The sequence below is a fragment of the Mesorhizobium ciceri biovar biserrulae genome, assembly GCF_001618845.1.
Lineage (GTDB): Bacteria > Pseudomonadota > Alphaproteobacteria > Rhizobiales > Rhizobiaceae > Mesorhizobium > Mesorhizobium ciceri.
The window spans coordinates 4,468,839-4,490,095 of record NZ_CP015064.1 but is presented as its reverse complement, the minus strand read 5'-3'; the positions used below and the strand labels follow the sequence as shown (position 1 = coordinate 4,490,095).

Annotated in this window: 22 protein-coding genes; 6 read left to right on the top strand and 16 right to left on the bottom strand. The window is 63.2% G+C overall.

Annotated features, from left to right (window positions below):
- Window positions 1-11 precede the first annotated feature (11 nt).
- The 6 genes from A4R29_RS21090 to A4R29_RS21065 form a co-directional block, all read right to left on the bottom strand.
- The gene (locus A4R29_RS21090; protein WP_024502284.1) at window positions 12-959 is read right to left on the bottom strand and encodes a nucleoside hydrolase; all 948 of its coding nucleotides are present in this window, start codon (window positions 957-959) and stop codon (window positions 12-14) included.
- Window positions 956-1,969, bottom strand: coding sequence for a nucleoside hydrolase (locus A4R29_RS21085; protein ID WP_082826727.1), 1,014 nt, complete (start codon window positions 1,967-1,969; stop codon window positions 956-958). Before A4R29_RS21085 ends, A4R29_RS21090 begins: the two co-directional genes overlap by 4 nt.
- 11 nt (window positions 1,970-1,980) lie before the next feature.
- Complete coding sequence (locus A4R29_RS21080; protein WP_013530293.1) at window positions 1,981-2,967, bottom strand: ABC transporter permease; 987 nt, start codon at window positions 2,965-2,967, stop codon at window positions 1,981-1,983.
- Window positions 2,955-3,995 carry an ABC transporter permease gene (locus A4R29_RS21075; RefSeq protein ID WP_027162245.1) on the bottom strand — a complete coding sequence of 347 codons (1,041 nt, stop codon included), beginning with the start codon at window positions 3,993-3,995 and terminating at the stop codon, window positions 2,955-2,957. Before A4R29_RS21075 ends, A4R29_RS21080 begins: the two co-directional genes overlap by 13 nt.
- Window positions 3,992-5,569 carry an ABC transporter ATP-binding protein gene (locus A4R29_RS21070; RefSeq protein WP_063172801.1) on the bottom strand — a complete coding sequence of 526 codons (1,578 nt, stop codon included), beginning with the start codon at window positions 5,567-5,569 and terminating at the stop codon, window positions 3,992-3,994. Before A4R29_RS21070 ends, A4R29_RS21075 begins: the two co-directional genes overlap by 4 nt.
- 88 nt (window positions 5,570-5,657) lie before the next feature.
- On the bottom strand, window positions 5,658-6,662 hold the full coding sequence (locus A4R29_RS21065) for a BMP family lipoprotein (protein ID WP_063172800.1): 1,005 nt from the start codon (window positions 6,660-6,662) through the stop codon (window positions 5,658-5,660).
- Window positions 6,663-6,915: 253 nt separating this feature from the next.
- Here A4R29_RS21065 and A4R29_RS21060 point away from each other — a divergent pair, with 253 nt between their 5' ends.
- Together A4R29_RS21060 and A4R29_RS21055 are read left to right on the top strand one after the other, a co-directional pair.
- Window positions 6,916-7,500 (top strand): amino acid synthesis family protein, encoded by a 585-nt coding sequence (locus A4R29_RS21060; RefSeq protein WP_063172799.1) that lies wholly within the window; start codon window positions 6,916-6,918, stop codon window positions 7,498-7,500.
- Window positions 7,497-8,081 (top strand): amino acid synthesis family protein, encoded by a 585-nt coding sequence (locus A4R29_RS21055; RefSeq protein ID WP_063172798.1) that lies wholly within the window; start codon window positions 7,497-7,499, stop codon window positions 8,079-8,081. The genes A4R29_RS21060 and A4R29_RS21055 overlap by 4 nt, the downstream gene beginning before the upstream one ends.
- Window positions 8,082-8,294: 213 nt before the next feature.
- Here the strand turns inward: A4R29_RS21055 and A4R29_RS21050 are convergent, their stop codons facing one another.
- Entirely contained in the window at window positions 8,295-8,573 is a 279-nt protein-coding gene (locus tag A4R29_RS21050; protein ID WP_198032104.1) for a DUF1330 domain-containing protein, read from the bottom strand.
- 74 nt (window positions 8,574-8,647) lie between these two features.
- On the opposite strand from A4R29_RS21050, the gene A4R29_RS21045 reads away from it, so the two are divergent.
- Entirely contained in the window at window positions 8,648-9,106 is a 459-nt protein-coding gene (locus A4R29_RS21045; RefSeq protein WP_027162241.1) for a MarR family winged helix-turn-helix transcriptional regulator, read from the top strand.
- Between the two features lie 41 nt (window positions 9,107-9,147).
- On the opposite strand, the gene A4R29_RS21040 is transcribed toward A4R29_RS21045, so the two are convergent.
- From A4R29_RS21040 to A4R29_RS21030, 3 genes are read right to left on the bottom strand one after another with little or no spacing between them, the layout of a single operon-like run.
- Window positions 9,148-10,341 carry an amidohydrolase family protein gene (locus tag A4R29_RS21040; protein ID WP_063172797.1) on the bottom strand — a complete coding sequence of 398 codons (1,194 nt, stop codon included), beginning with the start codon at window positions 10,339-10,341 and terminating at the stop codon, window positions 9,148-9,150.
- Window positions 10,342-10,385: 44 nt separating this feature from the next.
- The gene (locus tag A4R29_RS21035; protein ID WP_027162239.1) at window positions 10,386-10,937 is read right to left on the bottom strand and encodes a MarR family winged helix-turn-helix transcriptional regulator; all 552 of its coding nucleotides are present in this window, start codon (window positions 10,935-10,937) and stop codon (window positions 10,386-10,388) included.
- A 48-nt stretch (window positions 10,938-10,985) separates the two neighbouring features.
- On the bottom strand, window positions 10,986-11,630 hold the full coding sequence (locus A4R29_RS21030; RefSeq protein ID WP_063173769.1) for a cysteine hydrolase family protein: 645 nt from the start codon (window positions 11,628-11,630) through the stop codon (window positions 10,986-10,988).
- 232 nt (window positions 11,631-11,862) lie between these two features.
- Between A4R29_RS21030 and A4R29_RS21025 the strand changes: the two genes are divergently transcribed.
- Both A4R29_RS21025 and A4R29_RS21020 read left to right on the top strand, forming a co-directional pair.
- Window positions 11,863-12,717 (top strand): NAD-dependent epimerase/dehydratase family protein, encoded by an 855-nt coding sequence (locus tag A4R29_RS21025; RefSeq protein WP_024502293.1) that lies wholly within the window; start codon window positions 11,863-11,865, stop codon window positions 12,715-12,717.
- On the top strand, window positions 12,714-13,520 hold the full coding sequence (locus A4R29_RS21020; protein WP_063172796.1) for an SDR family NAD(P)-dependent oxidoreductase: 807 nt from the start codon (window positions 12,714-12,716) through the stop codon (window positions 13,518-13,520). Before A4R29_RS21025 ends, A4R29_RS21020 begins: the two co-directional genes overlap by 4 nt.
- On the opposite strand, the gene A4R29_RS21015 is transcribed toward A4R29_RS21020, so the two are convergent.
- The 6 genes from A4R29_RS21015 to A4R29_RS20990 form a co-directional block, all read right to left on the bottom strand.
- Complete coding sequence (locus A4R29_RS21015) at window positions 13,517-14,587, bottom strand: Gfo/Idh/MocA family oxidoreductase (protein ID WP_013530306.1); 1,071 nt, start codon at window positions 14,585-14,587, stop codon at window positions 13,517-13,519. The two genes, A4R29_RS21020 and A4R29_RS21015, sit on opposite strands and share 4 nt — an antisense overlap.
- Window position 14,588: 1 nt before the next feature.
- Window positions 14,589-15,488, bottom strand: coding sequence for a carbohydrate ABC transporter permease (locus A4R29_RS21010; protein WP_013530307.1), 900 nt, complete (start codon window positions 15,486-15,488; stop codon window positions 14,589-14,591).
- Window positions 15,488-16,423, bottom strand: coding sequence for a carbohydrate ABC transporter permease (locus tag A4R29_RS21005; protein ID WP_024502296.1), 936 nt, complete (start codon window positions 16,421-16,423; stop codon window positions 15,488-15,490). Before A4R29_RS21005 ends, A4R29_RS21010 begins: the two co-directional genes overlap by 1 nt.
- Window positions 16,420-17,358 carry a sugar phosphate isomerase/epimerase family protein gene (locus tag A4R29_RS21000; protein ID WP_013530309.1) on the bottom strand — a complete coding sequence of 313 codons (939 nt, stop codon included), beginning with the start codon at window positions 17,356-17,358 and terminating at the stop codon, window positions 16,420-16,422. Before A4R29_RS21000 ends, A4R29_RS21005 begins: the two co-directional genes overlap by 4 nt.
- A gap of 112 nt (window positions 17,359-17,470) precedes the next feature.
- Complete coding sequence (locus A4R29_RS20995; RefSeq protein WP_063172795.1) at window positions 17,471-18,823, bottom strand: ABC transporter substrate-binding protein; 1,353 nt, start codon at window positions 18,821-18,823, stop codon at window positions 17,471-17,473.
- Window positions 18,824-19,078: 255 nt separating this feature from the next.
- Window positions 19,079-19,864: an SDR family NAD(P)-dependent oxidoreductase gene (locus A4R29_RS20990; protein WP_063172794.1), complete on the bottom strand. Its 786-nt coding sequence runs from the start codon at window positions 19,862-19,864 to the stop codon at window positions 19,079-19,081.
- A gap of 99 nt (window positions 19,865-19,963) precedes the next feature.
- Here A4R29_RS20990 and uxuA point away from each other — a divergent pair, with 99 nt between their 5' ends.
- Window positions 19,964-21,148, top strand: coding sequence for a mannonate dehydratase (gene uxuA / locus A4R29_RS20985; protein ID WP_063172793.1), 1,185 nt, complete (start codon window positions 19,964-19,966; stop codon window positions 21,146-21,148).
- Window positions 21,149-21,257 lie beyond the last annotated feature (109 nt).

Sequence of the window (21,257 nt, the reverse complement as noted above, 5' to 3'; positions counted from 1 at the left end):
TCTGTTGGATGTCAGTCCCGCAGCAGATCGAACATCAGCTTGAAGAAGCGGTCCGCGTCGACCTCATGGGCGATGCGGGCATTGTCCTTCTCACCGCGCTCGCCCCAGTAGTCGGCGATCGTCGCGCCGAAGGCGTAGGTGCCGGACAGATCGACGCCGATATGGGCAGGGCGCGTGCGCACCAAGGTCGGGTCGATGGCCAGCGCCAGCGCCAGCGGATCGTGCATGGCGCCGCCGACGCCCATCGAGTTGCGGTGCAGCTTCTCGTAGAACAGCAGCCAGTCGTTGACGAGCCGTCCGAGCGGTGTGTCGATGGTCGCGAGTTCGGCATATTGCGGCGCCTCGATCAGCACCTGCATGGTGACGTCGAGGCCGACCATCAGGATCGGCACGCCGCTGTCCAGCACGATCTTCAGCGCTTCGGGATCGCAGAACGCGTTGAATTCGGTCGGCGTGATGATCTCGCTCTTGCGGTAGAACACGCCGCCCATCCAGATCAGTTCCTTGATCTTGGGCAGCACGTCGCGATGCTTGAGGATCATCAGGCCGATATTGCTGAGCGGGCCGGTGGCAACGACCAGGATCGGTTCGGGCGCGGCGCGCAGCCTGTCGGCCAGGAAATCGACGGCATGCTGGTCAACCGGCTTGATCGTCGCCTGCGGCAGGTAGGGCGAGCCCTCGAGCCCGCTCGGGCCATCGGCGGTGCCGAGCACCAGCGGGCGCGCCAGCGGGCGGTGACAGCCCTGCGCGACAGGCACGTCGCCGGCGCCGATATACTCCAGGATGCGCAAGGCATTGGCGGTCGTCTTCTCGACTTCCGCATTGCCGCAGGTCGTGGTGACGCCGATGAGTTCGATGGCCGGCGAGCGATGCGCCATGACCAGCGCGATGGCGTCGTCGTGGCCGGGGTCGCAGTCGAACAGGATAGGAGTTGGCTTGGTCATCATGTCGTCTTTCACGCCGCCCGCTCGTAGCGCGCTATGGTTTTCTTGAAGCCGTCGAGGAAACGCCGGCCGTCCAGGCCGGTGCAGATGCGGGTGGTCTTGGGCCCGCCGCCGGGCAGCAATTGCCGGCCGCGATAGGCGACGGTCTGGCCGCGCGCCAGCCTGCCGTCGAGCACGACGTCGGCGAACAGCGGCTCGGTCATCGTCGCCAGGCCGGGATCGAAAGCCAGCGCCACGGTGATCACGTCATCCATCGGGAACCCGACGAGGTCGAAGAATTCGCGCCAGATGTCGATGTAGATCGGGAAGCTGTCGGCGATCATCTCAAGGACGGGATTGTCCTTGGCGACGGCCTGCATGTCGGCGATGTCGTCGCGCGTCAGCATCGAGTCGGCGACGCGGTTGTCCTCGCAGATGTCGAGGGGGACGAGGATCTTCTCGACATCGGCGTTGAGCACGATGCGCGAAGCCTCCGGATCGGCCCAGATGTTGTATTCCGACAGGGGTGTGATGTTGCCCGGCGTCTGGAAATTGCCACCGAGCACGATCAGCCGCTTGAGTGCACCGGTCAATCGCGGCTCCTGCAACAGCGCCATCGCCGCGTTGGTCAGCGGGCCGGTCGTCACCAGCGTGATCTCGCCCGGATTGGCCATGACCGTCTCGATGATGAAATCGACCGCATGTCCCGACGTGGCCTGCCGCACCGGCGTCGGCGCCGGCGGGTTGAACTTCTTCAGGCGATCGCCGAAGCGGGCGACAAGCCGTTTTTCGAAATGCACCGGCGCCTCCATGTCGGCCTTGGCGTTGCCGACGATCGGCCGCCACGCGCCGGCGTGAACCGGGATATCGTCACGCCCGGCGAGCGTCAGCGTGTTGAGGACGACGTTGGTGACCTGTTCGATCGGGCCGGCCGCACCGGTCACGGTGGTCACGCCCTCGAGCCGGAGTTTGGGATTGACCGCTGCAAACAGCACGGCGAGAATATCGTCGCCGGCTGAATCCACGTCGAGGATTATGCGTTCCATAAAGGCTTCCTTCACTGGGGATTTTTGCCGCCGGGTTCGGTGTTCCTGTCTACCGACAGCAGTTTCCGCATCGATTCCAGCGTCTCCGCGATGATCCTTGGACGCGCCCGGTAGGACAGCGCGAACAATGCGATCAGCGCAACGACATAGGGGACGGTGAGAACCAGGTAGGACGGATAGCCAAACGTCTGCAGGCGCAACGAAAAGGCATCGGCGAAGCCGAACAGCAGGCAGCCGGCCAGCACCTTCAGCGGATCGCCGTTGGAAAAGATCAGGATCGCCACCGCCATGAAACCACGGCCCGACGACATGTTTTCGGTGAACATGGTGATGTAGCCGAGGGACAGATGCGCGCCGGCGAGGCCCGCCAGCAATCCGCACAGCAGGGATGCGATGTAGCGGACGCGGGTGATCGAGATGCCAAGCGCCTCGGCGGCTTCCGGCTTTTCGCCGACGACGCGGATATAGAGGCCGAGCCGCGTCCTGTTGTAGCAGACGACCAGCAGCGGCACGGCGATGAAGGCGGCATAGACGAGCGGCGTGAAGCCGGAGATCAGCGGCGCCCAGGAGCCGAGAAGGTCGCGGGCGCCGGGCAGCTGGACTTTCGGCAGGCCGACGATGCCATGACCGACGATCGAACCGCGCGTGCCGAAGATCGCTTTCATCAGCGAGATCGTCATGCCGCCGGCCAGGATGTTGAGCGCCAGCCCGACGACAACTTCATTGGCCTTGAAGCTCACCACCAGGACAGCAAAAACCAGGGCGAAGACGAGCGCCGCCGCAACGCCGCAGGCGACGCCCGCCAGTGCGGAACCGGTCCAGATCGAACCAAGGACGGCGAAGAAGGCGCCGACCAGCATCTGCCCCTCGAGGCCGATGTTGAAGATGCCGGCCTTGGTGGTGAACGAGCCGCCAAGCGCGACCAGAAGGATGGGCGCGGTGGTGCGAAGCGTCGCCGCGATCAGCGCGACGTTGATGAGCTTGTCTAGAATTTCCATCGCCGCTCCCCTGCCTGGCTGTCGCCGCGCTTTCTCACCAGCACCTGGGCCGACACGCTGAGGATGATCAGCGCCTGGATCACGGTGATGATTTCGCGCGACGCGCTGGTATCGACCTCAAGCAGCAGCGATCCGTTGCGCAGGGCGCCGAAGAACAGTGCGGTGAAGATGGTGGCGACCGGCGAGCCATTGGCGAGCAGGGCGGCGATCAGCCCGTCGAAGCCGAAACCGGGAGCAAATCCTTCCATGAAGCGGTGGTGGACGCCGAGCGTCTCGACGCCGCCGGCCAGCCCGCCGACGGCCCCCGAAAGCAGCAGGACCAGGAAGCCCTGCCGTTTCACGTTGACGCCGCCATATTCGGCGAATTTCGGCGCCGAGCCGACCATCGTGACGCCGTAACCCCATTTGGTGTAGCGGAAGACAAGGGCCGCGCCGACCGCCAGCACCAGGCCAATGACCAGGCCCCAGTTCAACCGCGAGAAGGCGAAGATCTCCGGCAGATAGGATGTCGCCAGGATCGGCGGCGTCTCCGACCAGCCGCCCGGCCGCTTGAACAGGAAGATGGTGAAATAGGATGTGAGCAGCACCGCCACGTAGTTCGACAGGATCGTCGAGACGACCTCGTTGGTGTTGTAGCGGGCGCGGAAATAGGCGGGGATGGCGACCCAGGCCGCGCCCGCCACGACCGCCAGCGCCAGTGCTGCCAGCGTGTGAATGCCCGCGGGCAGGGGCATGGCAAAGCCGACCCAGGCGGCGGCGAAGCCGCCGAGGAACAGCTGGCCCTCGATGCCGACGTTGAACATGCCGCCGCGCAAGCCGATGCAGGCAGCGACACCGCAGATCAGGATCGGCGTCGTCTGCAGCAAGGTCCCGGCAATCTTCTCCTGATCGCCGAAGGCGCCGCGCAACAGTGTCATGAACACACGCACCGGGCTTTCGCCGACCATGAGGATGATGATCGCGCCCATCAGCAGTGCCACGCCGATGGCGATGACCTGGCCGGAAACGGCATGCAAATGGTCTTTCATGATGCGGTCTCCGCGGCGAATTCCGGCGCGGCCACGCCTGCCATCATCATGCCGATGCGCTCCTCGTCGGCGTCATCGCCAGAGAGCTCGCCCATGATCCGCCCGTTGAACATCACCAGGATGCGGTCGGCAAGGGCGGCCAGTTCGTCGAGTTGCACGGAAATCAGCAGGATCGCGCGGCCGGCGGCGCGCTGGCGCATGATCTCGTCATGAATGGCCTCCTGGGCGCCGATGTCGACGCCGCGCGTCGGCTGGTCGATCAGCAGGAAATCGGCGCCATTGGTGAATTCGCGTGCCAGAACGACCTTCTGAATGTTTCCGCCCGAAAGCCGCTTGACCGCATCGCTCGGTCCGCGCGCGCGAATATCGAAGCTCTTGATCAGCGTTTCGGCGTTTTGATTTATGGCATTCCAGTTGAGCATGCCGCCACGACTCCATGGTGCGCGATGCTGGCGGCCCATCAGGGTGTTGGCCGCTATCGAAGCGTTGCGATCGACCCCGCGTACCATGCGGTCGCCTGGAACATGGGCGAGGCCTGCCTGGCGGATCGCGGCGGGCGAGAGATCGGTGAGATTCTGGCCCTTCAGCCAGGCCCCGCCATGGCTTGCCGGCCGCAGGCCCGAAAGCACTTCCGCCAGCTCCGTCTGTCCATTGCCGGCCACACCCGCGATTCCCACCACCTCGCCGGAGCGGACCGTGAAACTGGCATCGCGAAGAGCCGGCAGCAGGCGATCGTCGCGCGCCCACAGATCCTTCACTTCGAGCACTACGTCGCCGTGCAGCGAAGCGCGCGGCCGGCGGTCGAAGCTCACTTCGCGGCCGACCATCATGTGCACCAACTCGTCCTTGCTGAGCTCGGCCGTCGGCCGGGTCGCCACCTTCCTGCCGTTGCGCAGCACCGTCACCGTGTCGGACACTTCCATCACCTCTTCCAGGTGGTGCGAAATGAAGATCACCGTCATGCCCTCGGCCACGAAGCTGCGCAGCGTCTGGAACAGTTCACGGCTCTCCTGCGGCGTCAGCACCGCGGTCGGTTCGTCGAGGATGATGGTGCGCGCGCCGCGCACCAGGACCTTCAGGATTTCGATGCGTTGCTCTATGCCGACCGAGAGCAGCCCGACGCGCTCGGTCGGATCGACCTGCAGGCCGAAGCGCTTCGACAGGTCGCGCGTTCGCGCCACCTGCGCGGCGTGGTCGATCAGTCCATGGCGACGGATTTCCATGCCGAGAAAGACGTTGTCGGCAACCGAAAGCGAGGGAACCAGCTTGAAATGCTGGTGAACCATGCCGAGGCCGGCCTTTATCGCGACGGACGGATCGGCGATCACGATCTCTTCACCGTTCAGCCGGATCGAGCCTTCGTCCGGCTGCAAGAGGCCGAACAGGATGTTCATCAGCGTCGTCTTGCCGGCACCGTTCTCGCCGATGATGGCGTGGATCTCGCCGCGGCGGACCGCAAGGTCGATGCCGTCATTGGCGACGAATGCGCCAAAACGCTTGGTGATGCCAGTCAACTCGACGGCCATCGCGGCATTGCTGTGGAGGGTCGGCGACCCCGGCGTGTTCGACAACATGGCTCTCGCAGATTGGACACTGATCCGCCGCGGCAAGCCGCGGCGGATCAGTCTAGCGCTTTCTTGGGAGGGAGGCGCTGGTGTTGGCTTATTTCGCCTTGGCGATCACGATCTTGCCGTCGACGATGCCCTTTTTGATCTCGTCGAGCTTGGCGGTCATCTCTGCCGGGATCTTGACGGCGATGTCATCGCAGACCTTGACTTCGACACCGCCCGAGGCGAGGTCGAAAGTGCGGGTGCCGGCGGTGATCTTGCGGCCCTCGACCTCGTCCTTGATCAGCGTATAGACGGCGATGTCGCCGCGCTTCAGCATGCTGGCGAGCACATTTCCGGGGGCCGAGCCGCACATGTCGATGTCGACGCCGATCGAATATTTGTCGACCGCGGCACTTGCCTGCATCACGCCTTCACCCGTCGGGCCGGCGACGTTGTAGACAATGTCGGAGCCTTGGCCGTAAAGCGCCTGGGCAAGTTCGCTTCCCTTGGCCGGGTCGTCGAAGGTTCCGGCGAAGACGGAGTTCACCTTGACGTCGGGCGCGGCATATTTGGCGCCTTGCTCGTAGCCGCCCAGGAAGTTGCGGATCACCGGGATATCGCGGCCGCCGACAAAGCCGATGGCCTTGCCGTCGCCGATCTTGTCGAAGGCGGTGCCCTTGGCTTCGATCATGCCGGCAAGCGCGCCGGCGACGAAGGATCCCTGCTCCTCGGCGAAATTGGCGTAGATCATCTTGGGGTTGTCGAGGACGCCATCGATGAACACGAAGCGCTGGTCAGGATATTCGGCGCTGACCTTTTGCAGCGAGTCCACCAGCTCCCAGCCCATCACGAAGATCAGGTCGTACTGTTTGCCCTTGGCAAGATTCTCGAACTGCTGCTGGTAGTCGAGCGCGCGATTGCCGGTGTCGACCAGCTTGAGATCGATGCCGAAATCGGTCTTGGCCTTGTTGAGGCCGTTGACGATCGAAACGCCAAAACCCTGTGCAAAGTATCCCGAGATCGCGGCCACGGAAACCTTGGCCTGTGCGGCGGCCGGTCCGAACGAAATGGCAAGCATCGTGCCGGCCAGGAATAAACTCTTGAGCGCCCTTTTCATGTCATTCCCCTTCAGCTTTTTTCAGCTTTTGAAGCCACGCTTTGACCATCCCCCACACATCGCCGGGACAACGGCGAGTTCGTTGATGGTCATATGAGTTTAGGAGCGGCTTAACAGGCTGTCAATCGTCATCCGATGCAGTTTTCTTGGCCCTTCGCCCGCTTGCTCGACGTCTGTGCTTGACAAATGTCGATAGGCATAATTGTTGATACTCTAACGAGTTTTATGAACGACGGGATGAAGGAAGAGAACAATGCCGGCTGTGGTGGTCAGGAAATTTCTGGTTCAGATCGAAGAGATATTCCATGAGGGCGGACCCCACGCGGCACGCCCGCTCAAGCGAGGCGCGATCGTCGCGGTCATCGCCAACCCTTTTGCCGGACGCTATGTCGAAGAGATCACCGGCTTCATGGAAGACCTGAAGCCGCTCGGTCTCGATATGGCTCGGCGCCTGATCGACTCCATTGGTGAGGGCGGCCAGGCCATCGAAGGTTATGGCAAGGGTGCCATAGTCGGCGCCGCCGGCGAGCTTGAACATGGCGCGCTCTGGCACAATCCGGGCGGCTACGCGATGCGCGAACTGCTCGGCAATGCCAAGGCGATCGTGCCTTCGACCAAGAAAGTCGGCGGCCCCGGAACGCGCATAGACATCCCGATCACGCACATAAACGCCTCCTATGTGCGCAGCCATTTCGATGCGATCGAGATCGGCATTGCCGATGCACCGCGCAGCGACGAAATGGCGGTCATCCTGGCGATGACCACCGGCGCACGCGTCCATGCACGGGTCGGCGGCCTTGCCGCCGCCGACATCAAGGGCGAGGACGGATTGCGATGAGCCCGGAAATCCGCCGTATCATCACCATCGTCGAGGAAACCCGGATCGAAGGCGGGCGGCCTGTCGATCCGCCGACGCGGCGTGCCGCAGCCATTGCGGTCATCCGCAACCCCTATGCGGGTACCTACGTTGAGGATCTGTCGGCACTCAGCGCCATCGGCGAAGCGTTGGGAGATATCTTGCCCAGGCGCGCCGTCGCTGCTCTGGGCATTGCCGGCGACCGGGTCGAGAGCTTCGGCAAGGCGGCCGCCGTCGGCGCCGATGGCGAGCTCGAACATGCCGCCGCCATCCTTCATCCAAAGCTCGGCGCCCCGTTCCGCGATGTGCTCGGCAAGGGCGCCGCGCTCATTCCTTCATCGAAGAAGCGCGGCGGCCTCGGCGTGCCGCTCGATATTCCGCTCGGTCACAAGGATGCGGCGCGGGTGCGCAGCCATTTCGACGGTATGGAAGTTCGTATTCCCGACGCACCGCGTGCCGACGAGATCGTCGTCGCTATCGCCGTCACCGATTCCGGCAGACCGCACCCGCGCATCGGCGGACTGACCAAAGACAAGGTCGTCGGCAAGGACGGCGTCAGCTAGGATAACCGACATTCAGGCGATGCCGGCCTGCAAACGTTGATTTCCTGCGCTTCCCGTGCTCGCGTACCCGAAAGTACGCTGCGCTCCGGTTCTGAGAAATAAAGATATTTGCGACACACAAAAAAGTCGAAGAAATAGAACCGGAGTTCAGTTTCCAGCCGTCGGATGAGTTCTGTTTGGCGTCCGAAATGATGCAACTCGACGAGGGCGTTCTTAGCCGGTTTCGACTATGAACATCCGTGCCTCTTGGGCTTCCCGACGCTCGGCCTTGATCGGCGCGTATCTCTCGGAATTGTAGAACGCCAGCGCTTGGGCGAGGGTTGCAAATTCAAATACGCCGGCCATCGGGAGCGGCGCGTCCTCGCCCTCAAGAACCTGCGCAACAGGGCCGAAATGTAAGATGCGCCCGCCGGCCTCTTGCAGAGCCGCTTGAAAGCGCGGAGCGACAGCCGCCTGTTTGGCGGCGTCGATGATGCGCAGATTGATATGCACGTACGCTGGCATGGAATTCTCCTAATAATGCATATACACTATTATCCGAGGATGAAATTGTCTAGAGGGCGGACGTGAGCGGTTTTGATCCGGAAACGTTGAAAGGCGTCGCGGCGGAGTGTCCGGGCTTTCAGGCTCGTGCGACGGCGCGTGCGGTCACGCGCTATTACAACGCCTGCTTCAAACCGCTCGGGCTGACGGCCGAGCAGTTCAGCCTCCTCGTGGGCATCGGAGCGGTTGAGGGAACGACACTCGTCGATCTTGCGAACAGCGCGGGAGTCGACCCGACGACCCTGAGCCGAAATCTTCAGAACTTGGAAGGGCAACTTTTGGTTCATTCAAAGGGCGGACGCGGCCGCTTGGGAAAGCAGATTGGCCTAACGATATCTGGGCGCAAGCTTGTCGTCGATGCGCTCCCGTTGTGGAACTTGGCTAAAGCGGAACTGTCCAGTCGCTTGGGCAAAGAAAAACTGCGTTCCGCTAGCAAGCTGATGGCCGAGCTGGCCGAGGCAGCAAAAACTTCGCGCATATAACGGCTCGTCGCGACCTGAACCTCAACATACCCTGAACGTCGTCAACTGGGGACGATTTCCGGCACCCGTATCGCCGGCGGGGTGTTGCGGCTGCGGCCTGTCCGCACCTCGCCGTCGATCACGACCATGCCAATGCCTGGAAGATTGCCGAGCGCCACGCTGTCGAGCAGCCCGTCGCCGGCACCGCCGATCGCTTGATCCATGAAGATCAGGTCGGCGGCGCGCCCGACCTCGATGATGCCGCGATCATCCAGTCCGCGCACGCGCACCGTGTTGCCGCTGGCAAAACAGAACGCCACTTCCGGCGCGATACCACCAAGCGAAGCCAGCATGGTCAGGGTCCGCAGGATACCGAGCGGCTGCACGCCGGATCCGGCCGGGCTGTCCGTGCCGAGGATGACGCGCGAAAGTTCGCCGCGCTGCCTTGCCAGGTCGAGCACGAACAGTCCGGTGCGCAGATTGCCGTTGTGGACGATCTCAAGCGCCCTCGAACCCTTCTCGCAGATCTGCCGTATTTCCGCGTCGGGCAGGGCGGTTGGCCCGCCATTGACGTGGGCGACGATGTCGGCGTCGACCTCCAGCACGACATCCGCGCCGATGCGGCCGGAGCCGGGCAGCGACGGACCGCCCGTGTGGGTCATCGAAGTCATGCCGTATTTGCGCGCCCAGGCGATCATCTTCCGGCCGGTCGGCCCATCCTTGACGCCGCCAAGCCCGACCTCGCCGACAAGCGTCACGCCGGCCTCGGCGAGACTGCGGAAGTCTTCCTCGGTAAGGCCGGGTTCCAGGATCGGTGCCCCGGCCAGGATCTTCATGCCGTTAGGACGGAAGTTGGAGAAGGTGCGTTGGGCAGCGATCGCCAGCGCCTTCAGCCCGACAAGATCGCGCGGTCGGCCCGGCGTGTGGACTTCCCCCGCCGAGATCATGGTGGTGACGCCGCCATGCACGGTCGAATCCATCCAGCCGATCTGGTTCTGCCGGGGCGTCCAGTCGCCGGCCACCGGATGGGCGTGGTTGTCGATAAGACCCGGCGCGACCGCACAGCCCATCGCATCGATGATCGTCGCCGCGCTGCCACCATCAATGTCGCCTGCCTTGCCAATGCCTGATATGCGTCCATCGCTCACGACGATGGTGTCGGCGTCGATGATCGGTTGTGCGAGATCGCCGCTCAGCATGAGACCGATATTGCGGACGACGAGCGTGTTGGCAGACGACTGGAGGTCGGACGACATCGGTTCTCACTTTTGCTGTTATGGAAAAAAGGACTGGACGCGGCTTATTTGCCGCCGTCGCCATTCGATGGGTCGTCGTCATTGATGCGCTGGAGCAGGCGAAGCAGCGTCGCCTGCTCAGCCGGGGAGAGCGGCGACAGGAACCGCCGCCCGACCTCGACGCTGCGTTCGAGCCGTTCCAGCGTATAGTCGGTCCCTTTGCTGGTCAGCGCGATCATCGTCAGGCGTTGGTCGGTTTCGGAGGCGCTGCGCGTGATCAGCCCGTGTTTGAGCAGTTTACGCATGACGATGCTGATGGTCGACGGGTCCATCGCCGTCAGCCGGCCGAGATGGTTCTGCGAGACTTCGCCATGCTTGAGGATCGTGGCGAGCGCCGCGAATTGCGTTGGCGAAAGGTCTTCGCCGGCCATGACCTGCTGGAAGCGCAGTGTCGCGCGCTGATGCGCCCGGCGGATGACGTGCGCCGGGTGACGGTCCAGTTCATAGCCGGTCTCGGCGTATTGCTGCAGCACTTGCTCGCGGCTCGGGGGTGCATCGCCGCTCGGCGTTTTCGAGGTCGCGCCTTTTTCGGATTGCGGTTTCTTTTCAGTCGTCACACCGGACTCCTATCGCCGCTGTCTCGGATGTCGCCGGTTTGGAAAAGCTCAAGCCGCGACCTCCGCTGGTTGAAGCGACGTCCCGTCGCGGAGGGCTGCGACGACATCAGCCGAATCGCTGACCACGCCGAAATGGGTCGCTATGTCGTAGAGCGAGCTTTCCTGCTCGCGTGGTCCCGTTGCCGCGCAGCAATCGCTTGGCACCACCACCTCATAGCCCTGGAAAAAGGCATCATGGACGGTCGAGCGCACGCAGATGTTGGTGACCACGCCGAAAATGACCAACTGATCGACCTGCATGTCTTTCAGCGTCAGGTCCAGGTCGGTTTGAAAGAAGGCCGAGTAGCGCCGCTTGATGACATGGATCTCATCATCGCGGGCGCCGAGATCCTCGATGATCTCCGGCCCCCAGCTTCCATCCAGGCAATGCGGTGTGCGCTTCAGCCATTCGCGCTCGCGTCGCATGCCCGGCCGGTGGCTGTCATGGACCCAGATCACCGGCACGCCGGCGGCGCGCGCGGCCTCGATCACGGCCAGTTGCGGCGCGACCAGCGTCTCGTACCCAGGCAGGACCATGGCCCCGCCGGGCTTGCAGAACTCATTGACCATATCGATGACGATAACGGCTGCACGGCGTGGATCGAGGCGCACCGCATCATCGTGCCGATGTGAGGAAAAACTGTCCACGGACATGGCGAGCTCCTTTGACCGATCGTTGATGCTCATACAAAAAACCCTAGTGGATGCCAAGTCAATCCCGTTCGACGCAAAGCGTGCTGGTCGGCCTTGCGCACCGCGCTCCGACAAGCGTATGCGCTATTTGCCCATCGCGAAATGGCCTTGACAACGCTTGTCAGGCATGTGCTCGATTTGTATGACCATCAATGATATTCAAGCCGCTGAATTGCGGAGCCGAGGCCGAGATATGAAAACCATCGTCACCGGAGCCAGCGGCCTGCTTGGCCGCCATGTGGCCGAGGCTCTGGTTGCGGCCGGCCACGATGTGCTTGGTGTCGATGCCGTGGTGCCGGGTGAGGTCGCATGGCGCCACGCAACCGCCGATTTGACCGATCTGGGATCGACACTGCAGCTGGTGCGCGATTGCGATGCCGTTGTGCATGTCGCGGCCATTCCGCGGCCGACCGGCCGGGCCGGCGGCGAGGTGTTCAAGACCAACATCGCGACCGCCTACAATGTGGTCGAGGCAGCCGCCATGGCCGGCGCTAGGCGCTTCATCTATGCCTCATCCTTCAGCGTTTTCGGCTATCCCTTTTTCGAAAAACCTGTGCGGCCGCCCTATCTGCCGGTCGACCTGGACCACCCGGTCGGCGCGCAGGACCCGTACGGCCTGTCGAAATGGCTGGGCGAGGAAATCGTCGACGCGGCGGTGCGCCGCGGCGCCTTTTCGGCGGTCAGTATCCGCATGCCGTGGATCCAGACGCCGGGTTCATTTTTCGAGGGCGTCGGGCCGCGCCGCGCCACGGCCGACAGTGCCCGCGACCTGTGGGCCTATCTCGACGCGCGCGACGCCGGGCAGGGCTTCCTGCGGGCGCTTGAATGGCAAGGCGACGGCCATCTGCGCGTCCTGCTCAGCGCCGCCGACACCTTCATGGAAGAGGAAACCGAAGCGCTCGTGCGCCGGGTCTATCCCGATGTCGCTCTATCGCGGCCGATCGCCGGCTTTGGCGCCGTGCTCGACACGGTCCATGCGCGCGAAACGATCGGCTTCGAACCACAATATTCATGGCGTTCCTATCCAAAGCCGGAGACCGGGGGATGAAACGATTCGACCAGAAGAAGATCCTTGTCACTGGCGGCGCCGGCGCGATCGGCGGCGCGGCGGTGCGGCGTTTCCTTGACGAAGGCGCGCGCGTCGCCATTGTCGATCGCAATGGCGCGGCGGCGCAGCAACTGGCTCGCTCACTGGGTGAAAACGCCATTGCCATCGAAGCCGACGTCAGCGATGAAGCGGATGTGCGGCGCGCCGTCGAGGCGACCGTCGAGACGTTCGGCGGCCTCGACGTGGTGTTCAACAATGCCGGCATTTCCGGCGTCGTCGCTCCCGTTCACGACCTGCCGGTCGAGGACTGGGATACGATCATCCGTATCAATCTGCGCGGTATCTTCCTCGTCCTGCAGGCATCGCTTCGGGCGATGATCAAGGCGGGGACCGGTGGCTCGATCGTCAACATGGGCTCATCCATGGCCGGTTGGGACGTCCTTTCGGGCGGTGCCGGCTATGTCGCTTCCAAACACGGCGTGGTCGGCCTGACGCGGGTTGCGGCGCTCGATGCCGCGCCCTACGGCATACGCGTCAATGCCATTTGCCCCGGCGTGATCGAGACGACGCTTGGCGTGCCGGCTTCCGGTGACGGCGAATTCAAGAGCAGCGTCCAGCATTTCGCCGACCGCATTCCATTGCGCCGCATCGGCCAGCCGGACGATGTCGCGGCCGCCGTGGCTTTCCTGGCCTCGGACGAGGCGAAGCACGTCACAGGCGTGGATTGGCTGATCGACGGCGGCCAGACCTTGCAGAGCTGGGCCAACGCCCCTGATGGCGGTGCGTTTCCGAAATTTCGCTAAAGTCTTTTCGGCGGCATTGCCTGGATGATCCGAACGGCAAGATCGAGATCGGCGAGCCCGCCCGAAAGCGGCGTGCGCGGCTTAACGCCGGCAAGAATGCAATCAGCGAAATGCAGCCATTCGCGGCGGAACGACGTATCCGGAACGCCAGGCAGAACGCGTTCGGATGCAGCCTCGCCTGTCGTTTCACGTAGCCGGACAGTCGCCGAGGCATTGCGGAAATAGGGGTTCTGGAATTCGATCCGCACCTCGTCGCGCTCGCCATGCACGTGGATCCACTCGTCCCACCATTCATACTGGGCAAGTGCCATGTCGAAGAGGCAAGGGACGCCGCCATAATCGAGCACGGCCAGCAGCTGGTTGGGACCGGTCTGCTGTGCATGCACGACGCAGTCCGGCGTGCCGAAAGCGCCGCGCATGACGGCAAGGTCGTGGCTGGCGAGGCTGAGCAGTACAAGATAGAGATCGCGATAGCCGGCATGGTCCACACCGAGCGCCGCCTCGATGCGCCGAGCGACCGTTTCGCGTCCCGCCGCCAACACATCGGCCGGCACGTCGGTGACCCTGGTCTGCGTGTAGAGTTGGCCATAACGGTCGAAGCGGCCCGCGAAATCGTGGACATGGATCGATTTCGGCCGGCCGATGGCGGCGATGCGCTCCAGCCCGATCTCATAGCCGGGATCATAGAATTTCATGTAGCCGACAAGGGCGACGAGGCCGCTCCGCTCGGCCTGCTCGACCAGCGGGCGCGCCTCCTCGGGCGTGAAGGCAAGCGGCTTCTCGACGATCAGGTGCTTGCCGGCGCGGATTGCATCGGCAACCATCTCGCCATGATCGTAGGTGCAGATCACGACCGCATCGACATTCGGATCGGCAAGCAGCGCGCGATGGTCCGTATATCTGGCAGTGACGCCATAATGTTCCGCGACCTTGTCGACCGTGCCGGGAGAGATGTCGCATAAGGCGGCGATGCGAAACGCCGGCAACTCCATGAGATAAGGCAAGTGCATCAGCTGGGCGATCTCGCCGCAGCCGATGACGCCGACGCCAATAACGCGATCCTGCATGTCAACCCTTCACGGCGCCGGCCGTCAGGCCGGCGATGAACTGCCGTTGCATGGCGACGAAGACGACGATCACCGGCAGTGTCGTGATCGTCAACGCGGCGAAATAGAGCGTCCAGAGCGAGTCGTATTGCTGGAAGAAGCTGACCAGCCCAAGCGGGATGGTCTGCACCAAAGGGTCGCGCAACAGCAGGAAGGCCAGGAAGAAATCGTTCCAGATCTCGATGAAGCCGAAGATGAGGATCAGCGCCACGCCCGGCCGCACCAGGGGCAGCATGATGTGGATCAGGATCTCGAGCCGGCTGGCGCCATCGATGCGCGCGGCATCTTCGAGGTCGGCCGGCAACGTGATGAAGAAGCTGCGCAGAATGAAGACCGAAAGCGGCAGCGAGGTCGCGGCATAGATGAAGGCAATGCCGAGCCGGCTGTTTATCAGGCCGAGATCGCGCGCCACCAGGAACAGCGGAATGGCCATCACCTGCGGCGGCACCAGCATGGCCGCAACCGCGACTGCGACCACAAGACCGCGTCCGGGGAAACGAAGACGCGCCACCGCATAGGCGCACGGCGTCGCGACGGCCACCAGGATGATCAATGCCGAGCCGGTGACGAAGATGCTGTTGACGATGCGCGATCCCATGCCGGCGATCCGCCAGGCATCGGCATAGTTCTGCAGCACCAGGCTCGATGGCGGACCCCAGACATTGCTGAGCATTTCCTGCTTGGTCTTGAGCGAACCGAACAGCACCCAAAGCAGCGGATAAAGGGTCTCGAAGAGCACGAGAATGAGCGCGGCATAGATGCCGCCAAGTTCGAGGATGCCGCGCATGCCGAGGCGCTGCATGAGCCCGCGACGGCGAGAGCCGGCGGCGCCATCGTTCAGCGAAAGGTTGGCGGCTCTCATCAGACGTCGAGCCTTTGCCGCCGCATCAGGGCCAGCAGGCCGACGCTGGCCAGCCCGACGATCATGAAGAGAACATAGCCGATCGCAGCGGCGTAGCTCATGGCGCCGTCCTGGAAGGCCTTGCTCATCATGTAGGTGAGCACCACTTCGGTGGCGTGGTTCGGGCCGCCCTTGGTCAAGACATAGACGATGTCGAAATTGCGCACGAAGGCGCCGGAAAGGCCGAGGATGGTGTTGATGAAGATGATCGGCATCATCATCGGAACGGTGACGTGCCGGAAGCGCTGCAAGGGGCCGGCGCCGTCCATCTTCGCCGATTCATAAAGCTCCGAGGGGATCGTCTGCAGCCCGGCCAGATAGATGACGGCATGGAAGCCGAGCCATTTCCAAACATCGACGACGATGATCGAGTAGAGCGCGATGTCGGCGTCGCCGAGCCATGATCGTTTCAGCCCGGCGAGGCCGATGAGATCGAGCCCGCTGTTGAGCAGGCCGAAGACGGGATTGTAGATCCAGGACCAGAGCAGGCCGACGGCGACGAAGGACATCGTCACCGGGACGAAGGCGGCGGCGCGAAAGAAGGCGCGGCCAAGCAGCGCCCGGTTCAGAAGCAGCGCCAGCCCGAGGCCGAGCGCGTTTTTCAGGACCACGACGGCAACGACGAAAATCAAATTGTTGCGCAGCGCGCCGAGGAAGGTGCGATCATGCGCCAGCCGCATGTAGTTGGAAAAGCCCGCCCATGTCGGGTCGGAAAACCCGTCCCAATTGTGCAGGCTGAGCCAGAAGCCGTTGACGAACGGCCAGAGGTAGAAAAGACCGAAGAGGATCGCGGCGGGCAGGATCATGACGAAGGCCGTAGCCCCGTCCCCGGCGTCGAAGCGCCAGGTGCCGGATCGGCTCGAAACAGGAGCCGCCTCTTGCGGTCGCGTGCTCATGTGGCCTTCGCGCCTTGCGGGGTCAGCACCAGCCCGAGCGTGTCCCTGATATAGGCGATGCTCTCGAGCGTGCTTTGCTCTGCTGTCTTCTTGGACGCATCCAGCTCGATGATGGCGAGGCCATCGTAGTTTGCCTCCAGCAGGGCGTCGGCGATGCCGGCAAGATCGACGACCCCGGCGCCGAGCTCGCAAAAGGCGCCATAGCGGTCATAGCCCTTCAGCGCCGGATCGACCCTGGTGTCCTTGAAATGCATATAGCGCACGGCCGAAATGTAGGTCTTGACCGCGTCGACCGGATCGGAATTGGTGTGGGCGAGATGCGCCGGATCGATGCACAGGCCGGCGAGGTTGGTATCCAATTCATCCATCATGCGATCGAGCTGGTCGCGGCGCTCGATGAAGGTGTCGAGGTGCGGGTGATAGACCGTCTCGATGCCAAGGTCCTTCGTCCGCCTGCCGATATCCTCGAGCGCCCGGCAGAAGGCGCGGTAGTCGTCGGCCGTGTGCGCCCCGGCAGCGGCTTCCGAGGGACCGCCGCCGAGAACCAGCACCGGTGAGCCAAAGCCCTTCAACATCCTGGTCAGCCCGACGAGCACGTCACGTTCATAAGGCCAGGCGACGGGGTTGGTGAAGATCGCATTGACGTAGAAGGAGGAGAGCTTGATACCATATTCGCTCTGGCCTTCCGACAGCAGCGCATAGCGCCGCAAGATGTCGGTGTCGGTGGTCACCCCCATCGGCGCCTGATTGCCGAGCTGCATGTATTTGCGGGCGTACTGGTCCGACAGGCTGGTGAAGGCGAGGATCTCGAACCAGCCGAAGCCCTGGTCGGCGAGAAACTTGATGGCTGGCCTGAGCGGAAGGCCGGTCAGGTCCCAGCTGTTCAGATGATAACCGATCGAGAAGCGCTGCCGTTCGGCGCGATGTGTCGTCATGTGTTCTCTCCGATGGGCGAGGCTGCCCGAAGCAGGCAGCCTCTGTTTTTCTTGCCTAGCGCATCAGCCCGGCTGGATGCGCGCTCGCTTGCGGGCGCTCACTTGCAAGGGCTCATTTGGGCGGCCAACTGCCCTGGGCCTTGAGGTCGTCGAAGATGGTCTGGATCGATGCGGCGGCGTCTTCGGGCGTCGTGGTGCCGCCGACGATGCCGGCGATTGCCGAAGCCGTGGCGCTCGCGACCTCCGATGGCCAGATCCAGTCGAGGAACTTGATCGTGTTCGGGAAGGCCTGCTTGCGCAGTTCGACGGCATAGGCATCGTCGACCTGCGGCACGCCCTTGATCGAGGCCGCGATCGGCTGTTCCGGTGCGAGGTAGAGCGTCGCGACTTCAGGCCGTGTCAGATATTCGATGAATTTGACCGCGGCATCGAGCTTCTCGGGCGGGATCGAGGAGGCGACGCACATGCCGTTGTCGGCACCGCCGCCATGGCCAGGCGCGCCCGGCGTCCCGTCCATTTTCGGAAAGGCGAAGACGCCCCATTTGAAGTCCTTGACGCTCGACTGGAGCGACGGGATTTCCCAGGTGCCGCCATAATACATGGCGCTCTTGCCGGCGGCGAAGGCCGCACGCATGCCGTCCTGGTCGACGGAAAGCGAATCCTTGGAAAGGATGCCATCATCGACCCATTGCTTGATCAGCTTGAACCCCTCGACATCGGGCGCGTCGGTGAACTTCGCCGTGCCCTCGAGGTTCTTCTGCGTCTTGCCGACCGGGTCGCCCGATGCCTGCGAAAAGGTCTCGAAGTACCACATCGGCCACATCACGGTGTTCGAGCCCTGATGCAGCAGAGGGATCACGCCCGCGGTCTTGAACTTCGGCACGGCTGCCTTCAGGTCGTCATAGGTTGGCGGGACAGGAATGGCGAGCTTCTGAAAGAGATCGACATTGTAGAAGATCGTCGATGTCGACAGCGTCGAGATCGGCACGCCATAGACTTGCCCGTTGACCGTGAAGGCGCCAAGTGCAGCGGCGTCGATCCTGTCCTGGAACGACTTGATCTTGTCGGTAATCGGCATCACCAGTTTGCGCCTGACATAGGCACCATTGGTGTAGAAGGCCGGGCAGGCGATCAGATCCATTTCCTGATTTGCAAGTTTTGCGGTCATCACGCGCTGAATGGAATCGGTTTGTGGCCCCTGGGCATCCCACTCGATCGCGGCGACGTCGGGGTTGGCCTTGAGGAAGCCGTCGATAACCTGCTGCTGGATTTTCTTCTGCTCGTCCGGCGGCTGACGCGGCGCGAGTTCGTCGAGCGCCGAGCCGCCGAAAATCTTGAGCGTGATCCCTTCGGCGTGGCCGATGCCGGGCACTGTAATCAGGCCGAGGCCTAGCAGTGCGGCGGCAAGGATGGGAGCGGCGGGACGTTGTTTCGGACGATGGGTCACTCTCTGCTGAAGGGGCATCTGGCTCTCCTTTACGCCAATGCCGAGGGGCAACCTCGGGACCAATATCGTTGATGGTCATATGATCTTGGTCGCCTGTTGATGTTTTTGTCAATCGGCAAGAATGCCTATTATTTCATCGATCGCACCGCCCCCTTTCGTGTTCGGCGTGGCCCGTGCGGTGTTCGATTTGCTTGAGCATTGATCTGCAAGAATTCGGCAAACCAATTGTCGGATGCCGGCCGCTCCCGCTAAAGGCCAAGCCCCATTCGCGATCTACTTCACGCCGATGCCGGCGGTCAGGCCGCCATCGATCTTGTAATCCGCGCCAGTGCAGAAGCCGGCCTTCGACGAACACAGGAAAGCGATAAGTTCGGCCACCTCCTCCGGCTCGCCGATGCGCCCGATGGGGTGCGCTTCGCCGAAGTGCTTGTAGGCGGCCTCGACATCGGCGTCCGTGCCGTTCTCGCCGCGGGCGGCCTTCTCCAGGATCGGAGTGCGGATCGAGCCGGGGCTGACGGAATTGACGCGGATGCCGGAGCGCGCATGGTCGAGGGCCAGGGCACGCGTCAGCGTGTGGATGGCGCCCTTGGTGGTGGCATAGGCGGCGACGTTTTGCTGGCAGGCAAAGCCCTGCACCGAAGCGACGTTGACGATGGCGCCGCCGCCCCTGCGGACCATTTCCGGGATGCCGAAATGCGCGGTCAGATAGATCGACCCGACATTGACCGACATCGCCTTGTTCCAGGTCTCGAAATCGGTGCTGACGGCGGTTCCGTACGGATGCACCGCCGCCGAATTGACGACGATATCGAGGCCGCCGAACCGCTCCACGCCGGCCGCGACCGCGTCGCGAACCTGATCGGGCACGGAGACGTCGGCGCCTATCACCAGCGCCCCGGCTCCGGAGCTTTCCAGTTCCGCTTTCAACGCAGCGTTGGCCGCGCGGTCGATGCCGCAGGCGATGATCGCGGCGCCCCCTGCAGCGAGGCGTCTGGCGGTTGCGAGGCCAATCCCGGTCGTCCCCGTCACCAAGGCAACCTTGCCGTCGAAATCCTTCATTGGGAAAACTCCTTCATTCGCTGTCCGAAACCGGTTCCGAGTTTGACACCCATTGTGGTCCAACAATAGGTTGCCATCCTCTCGCAGAAGGAAGCGGCAATGGAACAGTGCTGGCGCTGGTATGGACCAAACGACCCGGTAACGCTCGATCATGTCAGGCAGGCCGGTGCGACCGGCGTGGTGAGCGCCTTGCACGATATCTATGACGGGCGCACCTGGCCGCTCGAGAGCATTCTGGAGCGCAAGCGTGTCATCGAGGCTGCCGGCCTGACATGGTCGGTGGTCGAGAGCATTCCGGTCCACAACTCCTTCAAGATCGGCGCGCCGGAACGCGAGCGCTACGCCGGCTACTATCGCGACTCAATCCGCGCGCTCGCCAAGGCCGGCATTGCGACGGTCTGCTACAATTTCATGCCGGTGGTCGACTGGACCCGCACGGATCTCGCCTATCGGCTGCCGACGACGGGCTATGCGCTGCGTTTCGACGCCATCGATTTCGCAGCCTACGACCTGTTCGTGCTGAAGCGCGTCAATGCCGAAGCCGGCTATACCGCTGCCCGTATCGCCGAAGCGGAAGCGCGGCTGAAGGAATTGAGCAGCGAAGCGATCGACAGGATCGAACGCAACCTGATCGCCGGCCTGCCGGCGACCGAGCGCAGCTATGACAGGGACAGTTTTCGCGAGGCCCTGGCGGACTACGATGCGATCGGACCAAAGGAGCTGCGCCAAAACCTTGCCTGGTTCCTGCGCGAGATCATTCCGGTGGCCGAAGAGGAGGGGGTGCGCATGTGCATCCATCCCGACGACCCGCCCTTCTCGCTCTATGGCTTGCCACGCATCGTTTCGACAGCCGAGGATGCGCGTTTCATCCTTAACGCCGTCGACAGCCCCGCCAACGGCCTGACGTTCTGCACCGGCTCTTATGGCACGCGCGCCGACAATGACATCGTCGCCATGGTCAAGGAATTCGCGGACCGCATCCACTTTGTCCACCTCCGCAACATCACCATCGAGGATGACGGCTCGTTCTACGAAGCCGAGCATCTCGAAGGCGGCACCGACATGGCGCATGTTATCCTCGCTCTGATGCAGGAAGAGGCGCGCCGTCGCGGGGAAGGCCGTGCCGACTGGCGCATTCCGATGCGACCAGACCATGGCCATCTGCTTGCCGACGACATCGGCAAGACCAGGATCAACCCCGGCTATTCGCTGATCGGCCGGCTGAAGGGCCTCGCCGAGCTGCGCGGCATCATGCGCGCCATCGAGCGGTTCGAGCTGGCTTGAAGCCGTCTTGCCGGTCGGCTGGCGGGATTTACAGACGATCACGCGCGATTGCGCTTCCGCTGCGACTTATACGCTGTCGCACTGGAAAGTGCGGTCCACGAGAGGCATG

Bases quoted from the DNA above. Each gene is read 5' to 3' on its own strand.
- uxuA (WP_063172793.1), top strand. From the start codon at position 19,964: ATGGAACAGTGCTGGCGCTGGTATGGACCAAACGACCCGGTAACGCTC.
- A4R29_RS21005 (WP_024502296.1), bottom strand. From the start codon at position 16,423: ATGAGCACGCGACCGCAAGAGGCGGCTCCTGTTTCGAGCCGATCCGGC.
- A4R29_RS21070 (WP_063172801.1), bottom strand. From the start codon at position 5,569: ATGTTGTCGAACACGCCGGGGTCGCCGACCCTCCACAGCAATGCCGCG.
- A4R29_RS21060 (WP_063172799.1), top strand. From the start codon at position 6,916: ATGCCGGCTGTGGTGGTCAGGAAATTTCTGGTTCAGATCGAAGAGATA.
- A4R29_RS21015 (WP_013530306.1), bottom strand. From the start codon at position 14,587: ATGCAGGATCGCGTTATTGGCGTCGGCGTCATCGGCTGCGGCGAGATC.
- A4R29_RS21010 (WP_013530307.1), bottom strand. From the start codon at position 15,488: ATGAGAGCCGCCAACCTTTCGCTGAACGATGGCGCCGCCGGCTCTCGC.
- A4R29_RS21065 (WP_063172800.1), bottom strand. From the start codon at position 6,662: ATGAAAAGGGCGCTCAAGAGTTTATTCCTGGCCGGCACGATGCTTGCC.
- A4R29_RS21075 (WP_027162245.1), bottom strand. From the start codon at position 3,995: ATGAAAGACCATTTGCATGCCGTTTCCGGCCAGGTCATCGCCATCGGC.
- A4R29_RS20990 (WP_063172794.1), bottom strand. From the start codon at position 19,864: ATGAAGGATTTCGACGGCAAGGTTGCCTTGGTGACGGGGACGACCGGG.
- A4R29_RS21080 (WP_013530293.1), bottom strand. From the start codon at position 2,967: ATGGAAATTCTAGACAAGCTCATCAACGTCGCGCTGATCGCGGCGACG.
- A4R29_RS21025 (WP_024502293.1), top strand. From the start codon at position 11,863: ATGAAAACCATCGTCACCGGAGCCAGCGGCCTGCTTGGCCGCCATGTG.
- A4R29_RS21085 (WP_082826727.1), bottom strand. From the start codon at position 1,969: ATGGAACGCATAATCCTCGACGTGGATTCAGCCGGCGACGATATTCTC.
- A4R29_RS21030 (WP_063173769.1), bottom strand. From the start codon at position 11,630: ATGTCCGTGGACAGTTTTTCCTCACATCGGCACGATGATGCGGTGCGC.
- A4R29_RS21020 (WP_063172796.1), top strand. From the start codon at position 12,714: ATGAAACGATTCGACCAGAAGAAGATCCTTGTCACTGGCGGCGCCGGC.
- A4R29_RS21000 (WP_013530309.1), bottom strand. From the start codon at position 17,358: ATGACGACACATCGCGCCGAACGGCAGCGCTTCTCGATCGGTTATCAT.
- A4R29_RS21040 (WP_063172797.1), bottom strand. From the start codon at position 10,341: ATGTCGTCCGACCTCCAGTCGTCTGCCAACACGCTCGTCGTCCGCAAT.
- A4R29_RS21055 (WP_063172798.1), top strand. From the start codon at position 7,497: ATGAGCCCGGAAATCCGCCGTATCATCACCATCGTCGAGGAAACCCGG.
- A4R29_RS20995 (WP_063172795.1), bottom strand. From the start codon at position 18,823: ATGCCCCTTCAGCAGAGAGTGACCCATCGTCCGAAACAACGTCCCGCC.